The organism is Pseudomonas sp. Ant30-3 (assembly GCF_000690905.1).
Taxonomy (GTDB): domain Bacteria; phylum Pseudomonadota; class Gammaproteobacteria; order Pseudomonadales; family Pseudomonadaceae; genus Aquipseudomonas.
Map to the genome: position 1 here is coordinate 19,268 of NZ_JMCL01000047.1, position 21,178 is coordinate 40,445.

General features: G+C 60.4%; 19 protein-coding genes. 11 read left to right on the forward strand and 8 right to left on the reverse strand.

The genetic code is table 11. The features are described 5' to 3' along the window. Window positions 1-62: 62 nt before the first annotated feature. Entirely contained in the window at window positions 63-1,277 is a 1,215-nt protein-coding gene (gene serB, locus DU29_RS0112315; protein WP_028621986.1) for a phosphoserine phosphatase SerB, read from the forward strand. Between the two features lie 157 nt (window positions 1,278-1,434). On the opposite strand, the gene DU29_RS0112320 is transcribed toward serB, so the two are convergent. From DU29_RS0112320 to DU29_RS0112335, 4 genes are all read right to left on the reverse strand, one after another. Further along, window positions 1,435-3,222 carry a hypothetical protein gene (locus DU29_RS0112320; protein WP_028621987.1) on the reverse strand — a complete coding sequence of 596 codons (1,788 nt, stop codon included), beginning with the start codon at window positions 3,220-3,222 and terminating at the stop codon, window positions 1,435-1,437. 126 nt (window positions 3,223-3,348) lie between these two features. Beyond that, window positions 3,349-4,209: an archaetidylserine decarboxylase gene (gene asd, locus DU29_RS0112325; RefSeq protein ID WP_028621988.1), complete on the reverse strand. Its 861-nt coding sequence runs from the start codon at window positions 4,207-4,209 to the stop codon at window positions 3,349-3,351. 19 nt (window positions 4,210-4,228) lie between these two features. Beyond that, the gene (locus DU29_RS0112330; RefSeq protein WP_028621989.1) at window positions 4,229-5,044 is read right to left on the reverse strand and encodes a rhodanese-like domain-containing protein; all 816 of its coding nucleotides are present in this window, start codon (window positions 5,042-5,044) and stop codon (window positions 4,229-4,231) included. Window positions 5,045-5,086: 42 nt separating this feature from the next. Beyond that, entirely contained in the window at window positions 5,087-6,625 is a 1,539-nt protein-coding gene (locus DU29_RS0112335) for an HDOD domain-containing protein (protein WP_028621990.1), read from the reverse strand. Window positions 6,626-6,791: 166 nt separating this feature from the next. Here DU29_RS0112335 and motA point away from each other — a divergent pair, with 166 nt between their 5' ends. Both motA and motB read left to right on the forward strand, forming a co-directional pair. Then, entirely contained in the window at window positions 6,792-7,643 is an 852-nt protein-coding gene (gene motA / locus DU29_RS0112340; protein ID WP_028621991.1) for a flagellar motor stator protein MotA, read from the forward strand. A 2-nt stretch (window positions 7,644-7,645) separates the two neighbouring features. Then, entirely contained in the window at window positions 7,646-8,686 is a 1,041-nt protein-coding gene (gene motB / locus DU29_RS0112345; protein WP_028621992.1) for a flagellar motor protein MotB, read from the forward strand. A gap of 392 nt (window positions 8,687-9,078) precedes the next feature. On the opposite strand, the gene DU29_RS0112350 is transcribed toward motB, so the two are convergent. The 3 genes from DU29_RS0112350 to rsgA all read right to left on the reverse strand — a co-directional run bounded on the left by DU29_RS0112350 (window position 9,079) and on the right by rsgA (window position 11,833). After that, window positions 9,079-9,558 carry a toll/interleukin-1 receptor domain-containing protein gene (locus DU29_RS0112350; protein WP_028621993.1) on the reverse strand — a complete coding sequence of 160 codons (480 nt, stop codon included), beginning with the start codon at window positions 9,556-9,558 and terminating at the stop codon, window positions 9,079-9,081. Further along, window positions 9,558-10,517: a caspase family protein gene (locus DU29_RS0112355; RefSeq protein WP_028621994.1), complete on the reverse strand. Its 960-nt coding sequence runs from the start codon at window positions 10,515-10,517 to the stop codon at window positions 9,558-9,560. The genes DU29_RS0112350 and DU29_RS0112355 overlap by 1 nt, the downstream gene beginning before the upstream one ends. A 284-nt stretch (window positions 10,518-10,801) precedes the next feature. Continuing rightward, the gene (rsgA, locus tag DU29_RS0112360; RefSeq protein WP_028621995.1) at window positions 10,802-11,833 is read right to left on the reverse strand and encodes a small ribosomal subunit biogenesis GTPase RsgA; all 1,032 of its coding nucleotides are present in this window, start codon (window positions 11,831-11,833) and stop codon (window positions 10,802-10,804) included. A gap of 107 nt (window positions 11,834-11,940) precedes the next feature. Between rsgA and orn the strand changes: the two genes are divergently transcribed. Together orn and DU29_RS0112370 are read left to right on the forward strand one after the other, a co-directional pair. After that, on the forward strand, window positions 11,941-12,483 hold the full coding sequence (orn, locus tag DU29_RS0112365; protein WP_028621996.1) for an oligoribonuclease: 543 nt from the start codon (window positions 11,941-11,943) through the stop codon (window positions 12,481-12,483). Between the two features lie 225 nt (window positions 12,484-12,708). Beyond that, window positions 12,709-13,320 (forward strand): trimeric intracellular cation channel family protein, encoded by a 612-nt coding sequence (locus DU29_RS0112370; protein WP_028621997.1) that lies wholly within the window; start codon window positions 12,709-12,711, stop codon window positions 13,318-13,320. Window positions 13,321-13,426: 106 nt separating this feature from the next. On the opposite strand, the gene queG is transcribed toward DU29_RS0112370, so the two are convergent. Further along, complete coding sequence (gene queG / locus DU29_RS0112375) at window positions 13,427-14,491, reverse strand: tRNA epoxyqueuosine(34) reductase QueG (protein ID WP_028621998.1); 1,065 nt, start codon at window positions 14,489-14,491, stop codon at window positions 13,427-13,429. 63 nt (window positions 14,492-14,554) lie between these two features. Here queG and DU29_RS0112380 point away from each other — a divergent pair, with 63 nt between their 5' ends. From DU29_RS0112380 to hfq, 6 genes are all read left to right on the forward strand, one after another. Continuing rightward, window positions 14,555-16,054, forward strand: a complete 1,500-nt coding sequence (locus tag DU29_RS0112380; protein ID WP_028621999.1) for a bifunctional ADP-dependent NAD(P)H-hydrate dehydratase/NAD(P)H-hydrate epimerase — start codon at window positions 14,555-14,557, stop codon at window positions 16,052-16,054. Next, on the forward strand, window positions 16,042-16,512 hold the full coding sequence (tsaE, locus tag DU29_RS0112385) for a tRNA (adenosine(37)-N6)-threonylcarbamoyltransferase complex ATPase subunit type 1 TsaE (protein WP_028622000.1): 471 nt from the start codon (window positions 16,042-16,044) through the stop codon (window positions 16,510-16,512). The genes DU29_RS0112380 and tsaE overlap by 13 nt, the downstream gene beginning before the upstream one ends. Continuing rightward, window positions 16,513-17,940, forward strand: coding sequence for an N-acetylmuramoyl-L-alanine amidase (locus DU29_RS0112390; protein ID WP_028622001.1), 1,428 nt, complete (start codon window positions 16,513-16,515; stop codon window positions 17,938-17,940). Then, window positions 17,937-19,847 carry a DNA mismatch repair endonuclease MutL gene (gene mutL / locus DU29_RS0112395; protein WP_028622002.1) on the forward strand — a complete coding sequence of 637 codons (1,911 nt, stop codon included), beginning with the start codon at window positions 17,937-17,939 and terminating at the stop codon, window positions 19,845-19,847. The genes DU29_RS0112390 and mutL overlap by 4 nt, the downstream gene beginning before the upstream one ends. Beyond that, entirely contained in the window at window positions 19,847-20,818 is a 972-nt protein-coding gene (gene miaA, locus DU29_RS0112400; RefSeq protein WP_028622003.1) for a tRNA (adenosine(37)-N6)-dimethylallyltransferase MiaA, read from the forward strand. Before mutL ends, miaA begins: the two co-directional genes overlap by 1 nt. A gap of 94 nt (window positions 20,819-20,912) precedes the next feature. After that, window positions 20,913-21,173: an RNA chaperone Hfq gene (gene hfq, locus DU29_RS0112405; RefSeq protein WP_007902656.1), complete on the forward strand. Its 261-nt coding sequence runs from the start codon at window positions 20,913-20,915 to the stop codon at window positions 21,171-21,173. Window positions 21,174-21,178: the final 5 nt, after the last annotated feature.

The following is a 21,178-nucleotide window of genomic DNA, read 5'->3' on the forward strand; positions in this document are numbered from 1 at the left end:
GGTGCCCGATGGTCACTGAAAGTGGGTAGAATGCGGTTTTTTTCCACCTGCGGGGGTGCGCCTTGCGCGAAATCGTCCTGATAAACATCACGGGAGTCGACCGTCCGGGTCTGACTGCGGCCATTACTGGTGTTCTGGCCCAGGGTGGTGTGAACATTCTCGACATCGGTCAGGCGGTGATCCACGACACCCTGTCGTTCGGCATCCTGGTTGAAATTCCCGATACCGATCAAGGCAAGTCGGTGCTCAAGGACATTCTGTTCAAGGGCTATGAGCTCGATCAGCAGGTGCGTTTCACGCCGGTGTCCGAAGAGGATTACCAGCAGTGGGTCGGCAATCAGGGCAAGAAGCGCCACATCGTCACCCTGTTGACGCGCAAAGTGACGGCCGAGCAATTGCAGCGCGTGAGTTCGATCACCGCCAAGTATGGCCTGAACATCGATCACATCGATCGTTTGTCCGGGCGTATGCCGCTGGACACCCCGGCCGACAAGGGCAAGGGTTGCATCGAGTTTTCCGTGCGCGGCGAAGCGGCGGACGCCCAGGCACTGCGCGCCGAATTTCTCAGCGTCGCGCAGGAATTGAACGTCGACATCGCATTTCAGGAAGATTCATTGTTCCGCCGCAACCGGCGTCTGGCGGTGTTCGACATGGACTCGACGCTGATCGAAGCCGAGGTCATCGACGAACTGGCGAAAGCGGCCGGTGTGGGGGAGCAGGTTTCTGCCATCACCGAGCGGGCCATGGCCGGCGAGCTGGATTTTCGTGCCAGTTTCAAGGAGCGTCTTGCGCTTTTGCAGGGGCTGGACGTCAGCGTGCTGGACTCCATCGGCGCTTCGCTGCGCCTGACTGAAGGTGCCGAAACCCTGTTCGCCGAGCTCAAGCGGCTGGGCTACAAAACTGCGATCCTGTCGGGTGGTTTCACTTATTTTGCCAAGCAATTGCAGGCCAAACTGGGCATCGATTACGTGTTCGCCAACGAGCTGGAAGTGGTCGACGGCAAGGTCACCGGCGTCGCGGTCGAGCCGATTGTCGATGCGCAGCGCAAGGCTGATTTGTTGAAAGAGCTGGCGCACAAGGAAGGCTTGCGGCTGGAGCAGACCATTGCGGTCGGCGACGGCGCCAACGATTTGCCGATGCTGGCGATTGCCGGGCTGGGCGTGGCATTTCGCGCCAAGCCGCTGGTGAAGCAATCGGCGAAGCAGGCGATTTCCACGTTGGGGCTGGATGGGGTGTTGTATTTGCTGGGCTTTCGGGATCGGGACGGGCAGCTTTGAACTCCAGGTCGCTTGATCCGGCCTCTTCGTCGGAACGCCGCCCGGAGCAAGCCCGCTCCCACAGGGTTCTGCCGTGTGAGGCCGATAGCGTGCACACCAGAGATCCTGTGGGAGCGAGCCTGCTCGCGAATAGCATCACCGCAGGCTCGGGCTCACCTCAGAGCGTCTTCCACAACGAATCAAAATCTTCTTCCGCACTGACCACGCCGCCACTCGCGGCGTTTTCGTTTCTGGCGGTCTCCAGCGAGCGATAGGCGAACTGGTTGAAGCTGTTGGTGCTCGCCACCCGCCTGTCCAGTCCGGCGCGGCGCTCTTCACCGTTGGTGTTGATCACAACCTTGTTGCCTTCCTCAAACGGCAGTCGCGGCGCCAGTAGCGTCGCGGGCAGGTCGATCGCACTGATCGCCGGCAATAACAGCCCCCGCAGATACTGACTGTGATCGTCGCGCGTGCGCACCAGTTGCAGCCCGCAGGGTTCAGCGTAGGGCGCGACTTGCTCGATGCCCATTTGCGTGCCGCCACCACGGACCTGACGAATCCAGCGCACCACGGCAATGCTCCAGCCTTGCCCGGCGGAATCCTCAATGCCAACCATTTCCCCGGCTTGCAACTCGGCAGGTACTGCGCCGGGCCATGCCAGGCAATAACCGCCAGGGCTATGATTGACTATCGGAAGCACGTAGGTCGGGAATTGCCGATTGCGGTCGGCCGCATCATGGCTGTCATCATTCTGCAGCTGCGAGTATTCGATTTCTTCGTAAGGCAATAAAGCATCTGCGGTGCCGAGGGGCGCAGCATCGAAGGCCTGGCTCCATTGATCCTTTTCCCGACTGTTCGGCGATGTCGCGGCGAACTGCGCAGGACGGGATACGGGGTTTTTCAGGATGTCGCTGAAGGAGCGTTGGCCACCCAAGTAGAAATGCAGCGCGCTCATGCCCACGCATACATTCAACGTGCCTTGACTGGCTGTGCGCTGAAAGCTGCGCTCGGCCGCCTGGCCCCAAGCTGCGTGCAGGTGCTGCAATGTGTCCGTACTCAAGCCTGCTGGCACCGGCAGCGGCGTGATGCTGTCGGTTTTCTGCAAGTAGGCTTCGATGGCCGCGACCAGCGGCTGCGGATCAATACCAAGCAATGTCTCCTGCTGCTCGGCGCGAAACTTTGTTCGGTAGCGCGGCCCGATATCGAGGTCCGGGGCGACAGCGAACAGGCCGGCGGCGGGTTTGTCCGGTTGCAGCTTGAGCCACTGACTCCACGGTTCCAGCACTTCTGCCAGCCGCGCAATCTGGTTCTGGCGCAACTGATTGCAGCGCCCAGCGCCCAGCAGCAGTGCTGCCACATAAGTCTGTTCGACGCTCAGTTGATGCGTCTGGCTGGCCAGCTCATCCCGCACGCTGACATGCTGAAGGCGATGAGTGCAGGCAATCCGATAAAGCTGATGCAGGTCCAGCCACAAACCTTCCGGTACCGGGGAATACAGCTGGGAAGCGCGGATCAGCGGGCCGTTGAGGCAGTGAATCGCCCTTTGCAGCGCTTGCATCAGCAAGGCTGCACGGTCCTTGCTGAAGCGTGGGGCAATGCGCACAACGATCTGTTTATAGCCAATCGCCAGGTGACTCTGCAGCGCCTGGCACAGGTTGGCGATCTTGCGCGAACGGTCGTCGAGCACAATCGCCTGGTGCAGGAAATGCCGCTCCAGATGCTTGCAGACGTAATACACCTCGGGCCGCAGCAATTCGAGCATTTGCAAGCGGTTGTCGCTGGGCGTCAGCAATTGGTTGAGTTCGCTCAAGCCCTGGTAAAGCAGGCGAGCGGTCTCGCCGATGTTGGCTTTGGGCAGGTTGGCGATCCAGCGTTTCAGATCGCGCGGCGTGGCTTCGCAGAACGACAGACGCGTTTGCGTCGGGATCGGCGCTCGGAGCAGGAGATGGGGAATTGTGTCATTCATGCCGAAAACCATAGCAGAATCGGAACGGTAGGAGCTGTCGCAGGCTGCGATCTTTCGCATTTAAAGCGAAGATCAAACGATCACAGCCTGCAGCACCCCCTACATGGGACCGCATCGGCGGTGAAATCAAGCGTGCGGCAGGCCCAGACCCTGACCCATCTGGACCGGCGAACCGGCTGCCAGCTCTTGTGCCCATTTCACCTGATCCGGGCCGAACAGTACGACCGCCGTCGAACCGAGTTTGAAGCGACCCAACTCTGCACCTTTTTCCAGGTGGATCGGCGCACGAGCGGCTTCGTCATAGCGGAAGGTTTTCAATTCGCGTTTTGGTGGTGTAACCAGACCCGCCCACACGGTCTCGATCGACGCCACAATCATTGCGCCGACCAGCACAACGGCCATCGGTCCACGCTCGGTGTCGAAAATGCACGCGACACGCTCGTTGCGGGCGAACAGTTCCGGCACGTTTTCGGCGGTGGTCTGGTTGACCGAGAAGATCCGGCCCGGAATGTAGACCATTTCGCGCAGGGTGCCGGCGAGCGGCATGTGCACGCGGTGGTAGTCCTTCGGCGACAGGTAGATGGTCGCAAAGTCGCCGCCCATGAACGGCGCCGCGTTGGCCGCATCGCCACCGAGCAGTTCCAGCACGCTGAAGCTGTGGCCCTTGGCCTGGAACACGCGACCGTGCTCGATCGGGCCGAGCTGGCTGACCGCGCCATCGGCCGGGCTGAGAATCGCGCCTGGCGTTGGGTCCAGCGGACGCGCGCCGTCTTTCAGGGCGCGGGTGAAAAATGCGTTGAAATGCTCGTAGGCGGTCAGGTCTTCGACCAGCGCCTGCGACATGTCCACCTGATAACGCTTGGCGAACCACGCGGTGAAGGCATTCTTGAACCAGCGCACGCGGCATTCGGCAATGCAGCCGGCCAATCGCGAAAGCAGGTGATGGGGCAGCAGGTATTGGCTGAGGATAAACAAACGCTTCTTCATGAACTGTCCTTTAAAAACCTTAAATCTCTACAGGGGTGTCGGGATGGTTGCCCCATTCGCCCCACGAGCCGGCGTAGCCTTTGACCCGCGGATACCCGAGGGATTTGGCCACCAGATAAGTGAAGCCAGAGCGATGATGGGTCTGGCAGTGGGTAATGATTTCTTTGTCTTTGCTGATCCCGAGTTGGTCGAGGATCTGCGGCATGTCGGTGCGAATGCGCAGTTGGCGCGCCTGATCCATGCCGGCGGTCCACTCGAAATTGACCGCGCCGGGAATGTGCCCTGCCTTGGCGGCGAGGACTTTTTCACCGGAATATTCCAGCGGCCCGCGAGCATCCCACACGGCCAGGTCGGCAGCGCCAAGACGGCTTTGCAGGTATTCGCGAGTGGCGGTGGGTTCGTCGTGCAGGGTCAGGCTCACTGGGCCACCGGCCGGGGCAGGCACTTCGGTCGACAGTGGCAAGCCTTCCGCCAGCCACGAGAGCAGGCCGCCATCCACATAATGGTAATTTTTGTGGCCGATGACATCCAGCAGCCAGATGAACCGGCCCGCCCAACCGCCGCCTTCGTCGTCATAGACCACGTAGACCGCGTCCTTATGGTGGCCCAGCTCACCGAACAGCGCTTCGAGAGCGGCCGGCGGAGGCATCAGGCCGGGCGCCGGCAACTGGCCGAGCTGCGTGCGTTTGGGATCAACAAAACGCGCGCCGGGAATATGTCCTTCGGCATAGCGGGCGCTGCTGGTCAGGTCGACCAGAATCAGCTCGCGGGCGTCGAGGCGGGCGAGCAGGTCGCTCGGCTCGATCACCAGGGCCAAGCCAGAGAAGTCAGACATGTGAGGTCTCCAGAGCACAAAAGTGGGGATTGTAACGCAGGGTCATTGGCCCCGGTGGCTAAAGCTGTGCAAGGCCTTCTCGATGCACTGCGCGGTTTTGCCGAAGGCCTGCACGGTAATCTCGCAGAACGGCCCGCCGCCCTGATCAGCCACCACGATCATGATCACGCGGCCATTGTTGACCAGTGAGCGCATCAGCAAGTGTTCGCCGGCAAACGCCGAGCGCAGGCCGGCGGGCATCAGCGCGGAAAATTGCGCGGTGTTGTCCGGGGTCAGACGTACCTGCGCCTGTTGCGAAAGCAGACGTTGCAACACCTTGCTCTGGCTCACTACAAAATTCAGGTTAGCGGCGTCTTTTGGCAAACCGGCGATCTGGTGCACACGCAAATTGGCGTGCGTGCGGTCGGCCATCAAAATCATCACTCGACGCATGCCGCAGGCCACCAAGGCATCGCGGGCTGAGGAGGTCAGGTGCATGGCGTTGGTGAAACGACTCGGCTCGACCAACAGCTCGGCACATTGTTTGCGCCACTGCGCCAGGTCGACAGAGCTCGGCGCCGCAGCGGGCCGCATGCCGGGATGTACGCGATGGGTGCCTGTCGGCCAGAGCAGGGCAACGGCCGGGTGCCAGAGATCAGCCATCGCATGTTGACGCGCGCTGTTGGCGGCTTGTTGATGCAACTGCTGAAGAACATCGTCCATCGGCACTTGCAGGTAGAGACTGGTCAGGTATTGCCAGCGCTCACTGTGGGGGCTGTCCCATGCCTGTTGCGCCGACAGGGCCAGGCCATTGGCCAGCAATACGGTATTGGCCGGTTGATTGAGCCAGCGCCGCAGGGTCGGGTCGTCGTCGAGGCGGTTCTGCTGGCGCAGCGGATGGTCGCTGTCACGCGCAATGCGCAGCACTTTGACCAATTCACGCTGCTCGCTGAGCAACAGCCGATAACCCTGCTGCACCCAGATCGGCAAGTGCCAGGCGTCTACCAGTGCCTGACAAATCGCCAGCAGACGCACGCCGAACAGCTGTTGCTCGACCTTGCGCGCCGATTCACCTTTATGAATGACCCGCAGTTCCCATTCTTCAAGCAGCTTGGGGTGAGTCAGCGCCATCGGCCACAGCGGCGAAAGAAACAGCAGACTGCCCCAGTGAATGTCCTGCCACAACCGCGCCAGGCGGGCGGCAAAAAAACCATTGGCTTGCTGAGTCGCGTGCTGGCTGATCAATTGCAGTTGGCGAAGGGCGATCGGGATTTCTGATTGAGGCTGGGCCGGCAGGCGTGCGAGCAGTTCTTCAGTGCGCTTGAGGCCGAGCCTATTGATCGCCACTTCAAGATTTTCCGCCGGCTCGGTCATGCTGCCATGCGTGTGCCGATTGGCTTCACGAATCACGCTCAACGCAAGGGCAGGGCTCTCCTGCATCAGGTCGGCGATATCGCGCAGCGAACTGCGATGGTCGCCAATGGCCTTGCAAACACGGTCGTGGCTGGCTTGCGGAACCGGCAGGCGGACGCCGTCGAGCAGCTTGATCCAGCCTTCGAGTGTGCTCGGTTTCGGCGTTGTAACGTTCGTTTCATTAGCCATGGTTGGACGCAATCTTCGTCTGCTTTACCGATACCCGGAGTGGGCCAAATTGGCTTTTCGCCTGAACGGGCTATAGTCTGGCGCAGTTTTGCCGATAAGGAGAAGAAGAGATTTTTCAGCTTCCGAATATGACCTTGAACCCGACTCAGTAAGTGCTCCCCTACCTATGGCTAAAATAATCGGCATCATCGTCGTATTCGCGAGTGTGCTTGGCGGATACGTGCTCTCCCACGGCAAGATTGCCGCCCTGGTCCAGCCCTTCGAAGTGCTGATCATCGGTGGTGCGGCCCTTGGTGCATTCCTGCAGGCCAACCCCAGCTACATGACCATGCACGTGCTCAAGAAATCCTTGAGCATGTTCGGCTCGCGATTCAACCACGCCTTTTACCTCGAAGTGTTGGGACTGGTTTACGAGATCCTCAACAAAAGCCGCCGCGAAGGCATGATGGCGATCGAAGGCGACATTGAAGATGCCTCGGCTAGCCCGATTTTCGCCAAGTACCCGTCAGTGCTCAAAGATGAGCGCATGACCTCTTTCGTTTGCGATTACCTGCGCATCATGTCATCCGGCAACATGGCCCCGCATGAGCTGGAAGGCCTGTTCGACATGGAGCTCTACAGCCTCAAGGAAGACCTCGAACATCCGTCTCATGCGGTAAACGGTATTGCCGATGCCCTGCCGGGGTTCGGTATCGTTGCGGCGGTATTGGGCATCGTGGTCACCATGGCCTCCTTGGGCGAAGGCGACCAGGCCGCCATCGGCATGCACGTGGGTGCAGCGCTGGTGGGCACCTTCTTCGGTATCCTCGCGGCGTACGGTTTTTTCGGTCCGCTGGCCACTTCCCTGGCGCACGATGCCAAGGAAGAGTTGAACATCTACGAAGCCATCAAGGCCTCGCTGGTCGCGTCGGCCTCCGGCATGCCGCCGTCATTGGCGGTGGAATTCGGTCGCAAGGTTCTGTACCCGGCACACCGTCCTAGCTTCGCCGAGCTGGAACAAGCGGTGCGCGGTCGTTAAAAATGGAAAATAACCAGCCGATAATCATCAAGCGCATCAAGCGCATCGCCGGTGGGCATCACGGGGGCGCCTGGAAAATCGCCTTCGCGGATTTTGCGACGGCGATGATGGCGTTCTTCCTGGTGCTGTGGCTGCTGTCTACCGCGACGCCGGAACAGAAGATCGCCATCGCCGGTTACTTCAAAGACCCTGTCGGCTTTTCCGAAAGTGGCACGCCGTACATCATCGACCTGGGTGGCTCGCCGACGCTGGCACCCGAGAACACGCTCAATCCTGAAGTGCAATCGCAGCCTCAGCCGGACAAGGTTACCGTCGACACCGAGCAGGTCGAGGGCATGGCCGAAATGGTCGAGAAGGAACGTCTCGAGTTGCTGCTGCAAGAGTTGCAGAACAAGGTTGACGAGAATCCTCAGCTGCAGAAATTCAAGGATCAGATCCTGTTCGAGATCACGCCGAACGGTTTGCGCATTCAGATCATGGACGCAGAGAACCGGCCGATGTTCGACTCGGGCAGTGCGCGTTTGAAACCGTATTTTGAAGACATTCTGCTGGCCATGGCCGACACCATCAAAGCGGTGCCGAACAAGATCAGTATCAGCGGCCACACCGATGCCAAACCGTACACCGGTACCGGTGATTTCGGTAACTGGGAACTGTCGGCCAACCGTGCCAACGCTGCTCGCCGCGCATTGCTGGCCGGCAGTTATCCGGAGTCGCAAGTGGCGCGCGTGGTGGGTTATGCGTCGTCGGCGCTGTTTGATCGGGAAAGCCCGTTCAATCCGGTCAATCGTCGTATCGACATCGTTGTGCTGACCAGAAAAGCACAGGCCGCCATCGAAGGTGCGCAAGGTGCCGACCCAACGCCGATTCCGGGGCAGGGCGCGCCTGGTGAGGCGCCGGGTACGCCAGCTACATCGGCGCCACCGGTTGACCCGAATGCCTTGCCCGAAGATCAGCAACCGGTGCCGGCGCATGAACTTCGCGAGCGGTTGAATCTGTTTGATGATATTGCGCCCAAGCCGGTTGAGCCGGCGCAGCCTTAAGGTTGGGGTTTGATTTGTGGGCCACCTGATTGTCGCGAGCGCTGCTCCAACTGTAGGAGCAAGCTTGCTCGCGAAGGCGGCGTGTCAGGCGAGATGTTCAGTCGGGAAACACCCGATCAACTGTAGGAGCTGGCTTGCCAGCGATGGCTCCGTGTCAGGCAACGGTTGTTTTGAGGGTGTACGTATCCGTTGTTGGGGTAGTGGCGGATATCGGTTCCGCCGGCCGTACACAAAAACCTGCAGGAACCAGCTCCTACAGTTGATCGGGGTGATGCCGTATATGCGTGCCGCCTGACACACCGTTATCGCTGGCAAGCCAGCTCCTACAGGTTCAGTGGTCAGCCATGGGTAAGGCTGTCCTCCGACCCAGATCCATCACCCGTATAAAAACGTCAGAACCCCCACCGAATCCGGTTTTTGAGCTTGTCGTGAAACGCATCGGCATCACGCTTGTAAACACTGCGAATCGACTCAAACGACTCCATTCCCGACCGGCTCGAAAGCGTCTCCTCCCGATAAGCATCAATAAAGAAATTGATATCCGCCTCACCACTCAGCGTCGGCCACTTGTCGAGGTACAGCGGCAAGTCGCTATGGCCAATCTTGAAAGAGCAAATCCTGCGGTTGCTGATCGTAGCCTCACCAATTTCGAACGGCACCCACCACGATTGCGCTGTCTCCCTGGAAACCACCGCAAGCAAATGCGTGCACTCGGTGATGTTGCGAGTGATCACCGCCGTGATGTCATCCGTTTCCTGCGACTCGGTATCCAGCACGTCGAGGTACGTCTTGATGTTCGCCCGCATCAGGCGATCGTTAATGGTCATCGCGTGTTCGCGATCGGTGTGGCGGTAGCTGATAAACACTGGCATCAGAAGTGTCCCTTGATTGCAAGTTCGCGGTAATAGGCGCCGAGCGCGGTGAGGCGGCAGCCGGTGGATTGCATGGCGGCGAAATACATGTGCTCGGCGTCGACCGGTTCGATCAGGCTGTGGCGGTTGCACTTTTGCAGCTGACTGAAGATTTCTCCGTTGTCGGGGTCGAAATCGGTCGCCGTCGGTTCGTAGCTCGGGTCGAGCGGGTAGACGAAGCCAGGGTCGGGAAACCAGTCCTTGAGCTTGCGCAGGGTTTCTTCGGGGATCAGCGGCGTGACTTCGCGCAATGGCACAAATTGCGACACATTGGTCTTGAACACGGGGCGCTGCTCCCACGCACCCAGCGCATTGTCGACGAACGAATAGACGCTGCCGGGCGTGACCTTGCCCAACACATTGGCGGCTCCGCCATGCAGCGCCTGCAGTAGCAAATCGGTGAATACGCCGTGGCCTCTGCCTTCCATCGCCAACTGGTCTTTTTTGCAGGCAGTGAGAATGGTCAAGCCTTCGCTGATGACACTGCTGCCACCGCGCAAACCGCGCATGGCCGCGGCGGCACCGGCCTGGCAGCAATCGAGAATGATGATTTTGTTCTTGATGTGAGTGGCATCCTCCGCCCATTTCAAGACATCGCTTATGCGAATGCCTTCGACACCCTGACCGAAGTCCTGAGGAATCAGCAGGCCTTCATCAATGCTGGTATCAAACTGACCGTGCCCGGCGAAATACAGCAGCGCCACATCGCAATCGCCGGAGAACAGGCTTTGGATCTGCTCCTTCAAATACAGGTGAGTGAGATTTTCCTCCGCCGACGTCAGCACTTTATTGTTGAAATTCGGCCGACCGTTGGCGTGGCGTTCCAGCACCGACGCCATGGCCATCGCGTCGTTGGTGCAGCCACTCAGTGGTGACACCTGCGTGTAATGGTTGATGCCGATGAACAGTCCTTTGCGCATGGTTACACCACCATGTGCAGGCGAATGGCGCCGAAGACGCTGTTGTGATTGATGAGCAACTGATAGGTCTGCATGGGTATCCCTCGGTCTCGCCAAGTGCGAACAGGGACTGAATGTATGCAGTTGAACGACCGTCACAAGGCTTTGGCGAAGAAAGAGAGTCGCCCTACAAGCAGGCGTGCGGAAGCCCTACAGAAATTTCTGACGTTGAATTGATGGGGGATTTGCAGGGTGCAGCAAGCGGCCCCCCGCCCCGTCAGTGTCGGGGCTGGGAGTGCGACTGTTTAATAGCTGCTTTCAGGCAAGCTGGCGATGATCGAGCGATAGCTGTTCATCCGTTGCTGCTGCACGCGGCCTTCTTCCAGTGCCTTGAGCAGGGCGCAACCGGGTTCGCGGTCGTGCTTGCAGTCACGGAAGCGGCAGGTGCCGATCAAGTCGTTGAACTCGATGAAGCCCGCTTCGACATCGGCGCGGCTGACATGGCCAAGACCGAATTCGCGAATGCCCGGGGAGTCGATCAACTCGCCGCCACCGGGGAAGTGGAACAAACGCGCGGTCGTCGTCGTGTGAGTGCCCTGGCCGGACAGCTCGGACAGCGGGCCGACGCGGGTTTCGACTTCCGGTAGCAGGCTGTTGACCAGCGACGACTTGCCGACGCCGGACTGACCGACGAACACGCTGATACGTCCGTCCAGTTGTTCCTGCAGTTGCTCCATGCCATTGCCGTGGTGCGCCGAGACTTCCAGTACCGGATAACCCAGCGTGCGATAGACCGCCAACAGTGCGTTCAACGCCGGGGCGTTTTGCTCGTCGATCAGGTCGAATTTGTTCAGCAGCAGCAGCGGCCGAATACCGGCGTGCTCGGCCGCGACCAGATATCGATCGATCAGGTTGGCGTGCGGTTCAGGCAGGGGCGCGAAGACGATGACGATCATGTCGACGTTGGCTGCCACAGGCTTGAGCTGGCCACGGCTGTCCGGGCGGCAGAGCTCGGTTTTACGCGGCAGTTGCGCCACGATCACACCGATGCCCTGGTTGCCGGCACGCCAGACCACCTGATCGCCGGTCACCAGCGCAGGCAGGTTGGCGCGCAAATGGCAGCGGAATACCTCGCCAGCCAGCTCGCCTTCGAGCGCTTCGACTTCGACCTGGACACCAAAGTGCGCGATCACCAGGCCGGTCTGTTCCGGACCCAGGTCGCCGCCCTCAAGTGCCTCGACTGCCGAGGACTCGCGTTTGGCGGCGCGGGCAGCGCGCTCGCCCTGAATCTTTTCGATGCGCCAGTTTTGACGACGATTGAGTTGGCGTTTGGCCATGGGTGTTCCGTATCAAGAATGCAGCGATTAGGTAAAACGGCCGCGAGTTTAGCACGCCCGGCCACCGGCCTAGGTTAAACTGCGCAGCATTGCCTAGGAGCCGACACATGCAAAACCCGCAGAATCTGATCTGGATCGACCTGGAAATGACCGGTCTGAACCCTGATACCGACGTCATCATCGAGATGGCCACCATTGTCACCGACAGTGACCTGAACACCCTCGCCGAAGGTCCGGTGATTGCCATTCACCACAGCGACGAAATCCTCGCCGGCATGGATGAATGGAATACCCGCCAACATGGTGGTTCGGGCCTGACCCAACGTGTGCGCGACAGCCGCATCAGCATGGCCGAGGCCGAGGCCGAAACCATCGCTTTCCTGGAGAAGTGGGTGCCGAAGGGCAAGTCGCCGATCTGCGGCAACAGCATCTGCCAGGACCGTCGCTTCCTCTATACGCATATGAAATCGCTGGAAAGCTATTTCCACTACCGCAATCTCGACGTTTCGACCTTGAAAGAGCTCGCCGCTCGCTGGGCGCCGAGCGTGCGCGACAGTTTCCAGAAGGGCAGCACGCACCTGGCACTGGACGACATCCGTGAATCGATCGCTGAGCTGCAGCATTACCGCAAGCATTTCATCAAGTTCTAAAAGCTGGGATATCGAGCTGTAGGAGCCGGCTTGCTGGCGATGGGCCTTTGAGGACGCTATCGCCAGCAAGCCGGCTCCTACAGGACCTCTGGTGTACCTGTGGCAAGTGGTGCGGCATTGCGACTTGCCCGTGATGCCGGCGACGCGGTCCAGCGTCAAGATTGCCCTCTTTTGGTGCCGCAACTTAATGGCTAGACTGCGCGCCTTCCCGCAAGGACCGCCACCATGTTGCTGATGCTTTACCTGATCGCCATCACCGCCGAAGCCATGACCGGTGCCCTCTCTGCCGGGCGTCGCGGCATGGACTGGTTTGGTGTGGTGCTGATCGCCTGCATCACGGCGCTCGGTGGCGGGTCAGTGCGTGACGTACTGCTCGGCCACTACCCGCTGACCTGGGTCAAACACCCGGAATACCTGGTGCTGACGTCCATCGCAGCGATGTTCACCGTGTTCGCCGCACGCTGGATGCGTCACCTGCGCACGCTGTTCCTTGTGCTCGACGCCGTGGGACTGGTGGCATTCACCTTGATCGGCTGCATGACCGCACTGGAAATGGGCCACGGCATGCTGGTGGCGTCGGTCAGCGGCGTCATCACGGGTGTTTTCGGCGGGATCCTCCGCGACATTTTCTGCAACGACATTCCGCTAATCTTCCGCCGCGAACTCTACGCCAGCGTCTCGTTTGCGGCAGCATGGTGTTACATGCTGTGTCTCTATCTGCAGTTGCCGGGCGAGCAGGCCATTCTGGTCACGCTGTTCGGTGGTTTCCTGCTGCGCCTGCTGGCGATCCGTTTCCACTGGGAAATGCCCAAATTCGTTTACAACGACGAAACCTGACCCCGGCTCGTTCCCAGTAGCAGCTGCCGCAGGCTGCGTCCGGCTGCGCAGCAGCCGTTACTGTCAACGCGAGTCCTTCGGCCTCGAACGCAGCCTTCGGCAGCTGCTACGCGAGGCCGTGTTGCTTAAGGGCCCACTCGACGTGTTCCCGGACCAATTCAGAGGGATAGTCGCGCCGCGCCTTGAGCGCTTCCAGCACCGGAATGCTCGACGGCGCATTGCCCAAGCCCACCGCCAGATTGCGCAGCCAGCGCTCATAGCCCGCGCGCCGCAACGGCGAGCCTTCGGTGCTGCTCAAAAACTTCTCTTCATCCCACATGAATAATTGCGCCAGCCCGGCATTGTCCAGATTGTGCCGTGGCTTGAAGTCGCTTTCCCCGGAGGGGCGGGCGAAGCGGTTCCATGGGCACACGATCTGGCAATCGTCGCAACCGAACACGCGATTGCCGATCAAGGGTCGCAGCTCTTCAGGAATCGCGCTTTTCAGTTCGATGGTCAGGTAGGAGATGCAGCGTCGGGCGTCCAGCACGTAGGGGCCGACGAAGGCGTTGGTCGGGCAGATATCCAGGCACGCGGTGCAGCGGCCGCAATGTTCGCTGGTGTGCGGCGGATCAACCGGCAGCGGCAGATCGACGAACAGTTCGGCAAGGAAGAAATAACTGCCGGCCTTGCGATTCAACACCAACGTGTTTTTGCCAATCCATCCCAGCCCGGCCTGCTCGGCGATGGCTTTTTCCAATACCGGCGCGCTGTCGACGAACGCGCGATAGCCGAAAGGCCCGATCACGGCTTGAATCTTTTCTGCCAGTTGTTGCACGCGTTTACGGATCAATTTGTGGTAATCGCGGCCCAAGGCATAACGCGAGACGTAGGCTTTTTCCGGTTCTGCCAGGCGTTTGGCCATTTCGGTATCGCCCGGCAGGTAGTCCATGCGCAGGGAAACCACGCGCAATGTGCCCGGCACCAGTTCTTCCGGGTGCGAGCGTTTGCTGCCGTGGGCGCCCATGTAGTCCATTTCGCCGTGGTAGCCGGCGTCGAGCCAGCGCTGCAAATGCTGCTCATGCTCGACAAGGTCGAGGCCACTGATGCCGACTTGCTGAAAGCCCAGCTCGCGGCCCCAGTCCTTGACGGATTGGGCGAGGGCGGGCAGGTCTGCGGTAATAGCGGGCATGAGGCGAGAGAAACCGGAGCTGAGGTGCGTATAATTCTGCCAGACATCGGAGCCCGAAGACGCATGCTGCACACTAAAGATGATTTACCCGACGCGCTGTACAGCGCCGCGCAAGTGCGCGCCATCGATGCGAGCCTGATTGCGGCCGGCACGCCGGGCTTCGAATTGATGCAGCGTGCCGCGCGCGCGACCTGGCGCGCGCTGGTGCGTCAGTGGCCGACGGCGAACGAATTGAGCGTGGTCGCCGGCCATGGCAACAATGCCGGTGATGGTTATCTGGTGGCGCTTCTGGCGCAGCGGGCCGGTTGGCAAGTGCGCGTGCTGGCGGCGGGTGAGCCGCAGCGTTTGCAAGGCGATGCGGCGCGGGCCCACGCTGAAGCTGTCGCTGAAGGTGTCGACGTTAAGGCCTGGACCGCGCACGCCGAACTGCGCGGAATTGTGCTGGATGCATTGCTCGGCACCGGTGTGAGAGGTGAGGTTCGGGAGCCGTACGCCAGCGTGATCGCAGCAATCAATGCCAGCGGTTTGGCGGTGGCGGCGGTGGATATTCCCTCGGGCCTGTGCGCCGACTCGGGTCGCCTGCTCGGCGCCGCGGTTCGGGCAGATTTGACCGTGACCTTCATCGGCTTGAAAGTTGGCCTGTTCACCGGCGATGCGGCTGATGTGGTCGGCGAACTGGTCTTCAATGATCTGCAAACCGCACCGGAACTGCTGAACGGGATCGACATCAGTGCTCGGCGCCTCAACCCCGGCAATTTGCCTCGTCTGCTGGCACGCGCTTCAACGGCTCACAAGGGTCAGTTCGGTCACGTATTGCTGATTGGCGGTGATCGTGGCTTCGGCGGCGCCATCCTGCTGAGCGCGCAAAGCGCCTTGCGCAGTGGCGCGGGCATGGTTTCTGTCGCCACTCGCACCGAACACGTGCCCGCCGCGTTGGCCAGAATTCCCGAAGCCATGGTGCTCGGCACTGCCTCGGCCAATCAGTTGATTGGTTTGCTTGAAAAAGTATCGATTTTGGTCGTCGGCCCGGGTCTGGGCCAAGCGGCCTGGGGACGCAGTCTGCTGTCGGCGGCGGCCAATACGCCGCTGCCGCAGGTCTGGGACGCCGATGCGTTGAATTTATTGTCTGAACAAGCCGCGAGTCTGCCCAAAGATTGCGTGATCACACCGCATCCGGGCGAAGCGGCGCGGTTGCTGGGAGTATCGACGGCCGACGTGCAGGCCGACCGCCCGGGCGCCGCTCATGCTTTGAGCAAAAAATATGCAGCGGTGGTGGTCTTGAAAGGCGCCGGCAGCCTGATTGCCAGTCCCGATGGGCGTCTGGCAGTGTGTCATCAAGGGCATCCCGCCATGGCCACCGCCGGTTTGGGCGATGTTCTCGCCGGGCTGATCGGCGCGCTGCGCGCTCAGGGCATGACTGCATTCGAGGCGGCGTGCCTAGGCGTCTGGCTGCATGCCAATGCCGGCGCGCAGGAAGGTATATCGGGCCGTGGGCTGGCGGCCAGTGATCTGATTCCAGCCATTCGTCAGTTGTTGGAGGAGCAAGCACCGTGTCTGAAGTAACCCTGTACCTGGCTGATGAAGAAGCGATGACCGCGTTCGGCGCCCGCATCGCAAAAACCACGGAGGGGCATGGTCTGATTTTTCTGGAAGGGGATCTGGGTGCGGGGAAAACCACGCTGTCCCGGGGCATTATCCGTGGGTTGGGGCATGTGGGTGCGGTAAAAAGTCCGACGTTCACGCTGGTCGAGCCTTACGAGATCGGCGACATCCGCGCCTTCCATTTCGACCTTTATCGACTGGTCGATCCTGAAGAACTCGAGTACCTCGGTATTCGTGACTACTTCGAAGATGACGCACTATGCTTGATCGAATGGCCCCAGAAGGGTGCAGGCTTTTTGCCAAAGCCCGACCTGACCATTACCATTAGCACGCATGACAGCGGTCGCTCGCTGAAAATTTTGTCCCAAGGCTCGCGCGGCGAGTCCTGGTGTGCCGCTTTGGCATTGGAATCCAATTAAATGATGGGGTCTGGTATGCGCTTTCGCGCGATGGTAGCTGCCGTAGGGTTGTTGTTTTTGGCGGTGACCGTCGATGCTGTGGCCGAGACGAAGGTCAACAGTGTTCGTCTGTGGCGGGCGCCGGACAACACACGACTGGTGTTTGACCTGACAGGGCCGGTGCAGCACAGCGTCTTCACCCTGACATCCCCGGATCGACTGGTCATCGACATCAATGGCGCCACCCTCGGTGCTCCGCTGAACGTCAACGCCTCGAACACGCCGATTACCGCCATGCGTTCGGCTCAGCGTACGCCGACTGACTTGCGCGTGGTTATCGATCTGAAAAAAGCCGTCACGCCGAAAAGCTTCAGCCTGGCGCCGAACGCGCAGTACGGTAATCGTCTGGTGGTCGACCTGTTCGACAACGCCGCCGATGCCGCGCCGATTCCGGTGCCGACCAATGTCGCCAAAGTCGCTCCGGTGCCGGTCACTCCGATCGATCCGCCGGTCAAACTGCCGCCAGCTCCGGCCGGCAAGCGCGATATCATTGTCGTCATTGATGCCGGTCACGGCGGTGAAGACCCGGGCGCCTCGGGCTCCCGCGGTCAGCGCGAAAAAGATGTGGTGCTGGCCATCGCTCGCGAACTGCAGCGTCAGGTCAACGGCATGAAAGGTTTCCGCGCCGAACTCACACGTACCGGCGACTACTTCATTCCTTTGCGCGGCCGTACTGAAATCGCCCGCAAGAAGGGCGCCGACCTGTTTGTTTCGATTCACGCCGATGCGGCGCCGTCCAAGGCAGCGTTCGGTGCATCGGTGTTTGCCTTGTCTGATCGCGGCGCCACCTCGGAAACAGCCCGTTGGCTGGCCGACAGTGAAAACCGTTCCGACCTGATCGGCGGTGCCGGCAACGTCAGTCTCGACGACAAGGACCGCATGCTCGCGGGCGTGCTGCTCGACCTGTCGATGACCGCGTCCCTGACTTCCAGCCTGAACGTCGGCCAGAAAGTCCTTACCAATATCGGTCGGGTCACGCCGTTGCACAAACAACGCGTAGAGCAGGCGGGCTTCATGGTGCTCAAGTCGCCGGACATCCCGTCGATCCTGGTCGAAACCGGGTTTATTTCCAACGCCAACGAAGCCTCGAAACTGGCGGCTGCGAGCCATCAGCAAGCGCTGGCCCGCTCGATCAGCAGCGGCGTACGTCAGTTCTTCCAGCAGAATCCGCCGCCGGGCACCTACATTTCCTGGCTGCGTGATTCCGGCGGCATCGCCCAAGGTCCACGCGATCATCGGGTCAATCCTGGCGAAACGCTGGCGATGATTGCGGTGCGCTATCAGGTCTCCCCGGCGTCGCTGCGCAGCGCCAATAATCTGAAAAGCGACGATTTGAAAGCGGGTCAACACCTGACCATTCCTGGCACAGAACTGGCGGCCAAGGAATGAATCAAGTGGTAATCAACGGGGCTCGCATCGAGCTGCTCAGCCCGCGACTGGCGAACCAGATTGCGGCGGGCGAAGTGGTCGAGCGTCCGGCTTCGGTGATCAAGGAACTGCTGGAAAACAGCCTCGACTCCGGCGCCAAACGCATCGACGTCGATGTCGAGCAGGGCGGCGTGAAGCTGTTGCGGGTGCGCGACGATGGCAGCGGCATTTCCGCTGATGATTTACCGCTGGCCCTGGCTCGTCACGCCACCAGCAAGATTCGCAACCTGGAAGACCTCGAGCAGGTCATGAGCCTGGGCTTTCGCGGTGAGGCGCTGGCGTCGATCAGCTCTGTCGCCCGTTTGACCTTGACCTCGCGCACCCGCGAAGCGGAGCAGGCCTGGCAGGTCGAAACCGAAGGCCGGGACATGGCGCCCCGCGTGCAGCCCGCCGCGCATCCGGTCGGCACCTCGGTGGAAGTGCGTGACCTGTTCTTCAACACCCCGGCGCGACGCAAGTTTCTCAAAACCGAAAAAACCGAATTTGACCATCTGCAGGAAGTGATCAAACGCCTGGCACTGGCGCGCTTCGATGTGGCGTTTCATTTGCGCCACAACGGCAAGACCATCCTCAGTCTGCACGAAGCTCATGACGACGCCGCCCGCGCCCGGCGTGTCGCGGCGATTTGCGGTTCGGGGTTTCTCGAGCAGGCGCTGCCGATCGAGATCGAACGCAACGGCCTGCATTTGTGGGGCTGGGTCGGTTTGCCGACGTTCAATCGCAGCCAGGCCGACCTGCAATATTTCTTCGTCAATGGCCGTGCGGTGCGCGACAAGTTGGTGGCCCACGCGGTGCGTCAGGCTTACCGCGATGTGCTGTTCAATGGCCGCCATCCGACGTTTGTGCTGTTCTTCGAAGTCGATCCGGCCGGCGTCGACGTCAACGTGCACCCGACCAAGCACGAAGTACGCTTCCGTGACGGGCGCATGGTTCACGATTTTCTTTACGGGACATTGCACCGCGCATTGGGCGATGTGCGCCCGGACGATCATCTGGCCGCGCCTGTTGCGACGGCCATCGTTCGCCCGACCGGCGCCGAGGCGGGTGAGTTCGGTCCGCAGGGCGAGATGCGCCTGGCTGCCAATGCGCTGCTTGAACACCCTCAGGCCCAACCGTCGTTCAATACGGCGGCGGGCTCTGGTGCCGGGGCCGGTTACCAATATCAGTACAAACCACAGGCGCAATCCGGTGTGCCCGTTGCGGAAGCTCAAGCGGCCTACCGAGAGTTTTTCGCTCCGCTGCCCGAAGCCAATGCCGTAGCACTGCCAGCCGGGCAGGACGATATCCCGCCACTGGGCTATGCGCTGGCGCAGCTCAAGGGCATCTATATTCTGTCCGAGAACGCTCAGGGCCTGGTGCTGGTGGACATGCACGCTGCCCACGAGCGGATCATGTACGAGCGCTTGAAAGTCGCGATGGCCAGCGAAGGCCTGAGCGGGCAGCCGCTGCTGGTCCCGGAATCCCTGGCCGTCAGTCAACGTGAAGCCGACTGCGCCGAAGAAAATATTGCATGGTTTCAGCGCCTGGGTTTTGAGTTGCAACGCCTCGGCCCGGAGACACTGGCGATCCGGCAGATCCCTGCGCTGCTTAAGCAGGCCGAAGCCAATCGGCTGGTCAGTGACGTGCTGGCGGACTTGATGGAATACGGCACCAGCGACCGCATTCAGGCTCATCTGAATGAGCTGCTCGGCACTATGGCTTGTCACGGTGCGATTCGGGCGAATCGGCGACTGGCCCTGCCGGAAATGAACGGCCTGCTGCGCGACATGGAAAACACCGAGCGCAGCGGTCAATGCAACCACGGCCGACCGACCTGGACCCAGTTGGGCCTGGACGATCTGGACAAACTGTTCCTGCGCGGCCGTTGATGAACCAGCTCCCTCCTGCGATTTTCCTGATGGGCCCGACCGCAGCGGGCAAGACCGACCTGGCCATCGAACTGACGAAAGTCCTGCCGTGCGAATTGATCAGTGTCGACTCGGCGCTGGTTTACCGGGGCATGGACATCGGCACCGCCAAGCCGTCGAAAGAACTTCTGACCGAATTCCCGCATCGCCTGATCGACATTCTCGATCCGGCAGAGAGTTATTCGGCGGCCGATTTTCGTCGTGATGCCCTTGAAGCGATGGCCCAGGTCACCGCGCGGGGCAGGATTCCGCTGTTGGTGGGCGGCACGATGCTCTATTACAAGGCGTTGCTCGAAGGTCTGGCGGACATGCCGGCCGCCGATGCCGAGGTGCGTGCACAGATCGAAGAAGAAGCCGCGCGCCTTGGTTGGCAAGCCTTGCACCAGCAATTGGCGGCCATCGACCCGGTCTCTGCCGCACGTATTCATCCGAACGATCCGCAGCGTCTCAGTCGGGCCCTGGAAGTTTATCGCGTGAGCGGTCAGAGCATGACCGAGCTGCGGCTCAGACAAAGTGCGCAAAGTACTGAAGCAGCCGCTTCGGGACTGCAACAATTACCCTATACTGTCGCGAACCTGGCCATTGCTCCGGCAGATCGTCAGGTATTGCACGAGCGAATTAAACAAAGATTCACTTTAATGTTGGAACAGGGATTCATTGACGAGGTCGTAGCCCTGCGTGAGCGAAGTGACCTGCATTCAGGGTTGCCGTCTATACGTGCGGTAGGCTACCGACAAGCCTGGGACTACCTGGATGGCAAGCTGACGCAAGCCGAGATGCAGGAGCGTGGAATCATTGCCACGCGCCAATTGGCGAAGCGCCAGTTCACCTGGCTGCGCAGTTGGGCTGACTTGCATTGGCTGGACAGCCTGGATTGCGACAATCTGCCGCGCGCCTTGAAATACCTGGGGACCATCTCCATATTGAGCTGAGTCCTTGCAATTGCCGTCTATCCTTGGGGGTGTGACGGTCACAAGCCATCTGATTACCTATTTTTTATATTGAATCCTTAAAGGAGTGCGGCACATGTCAAAAGGGCATTCGCTACAAGACCCTTACTTGAATACTTTACGTAAAGAGAAAGTGGGGGTTTCCATCTACCTGGTCAACGGGATCAAGCTGCAAGGCACGATCGAGTCGTTCGACCAGTTCGTTATCCTGCTGAAAAACACCGTCAGCCAGATGGTTTACAAACACGCTATCTCTACAGTGGTCCCGGTTCGTCCAATTCGTCTGCCTAGCGCAACCGAATCCGAAGCAGGTGACGCTGAGCCAGGTAACGCCTGATAGGA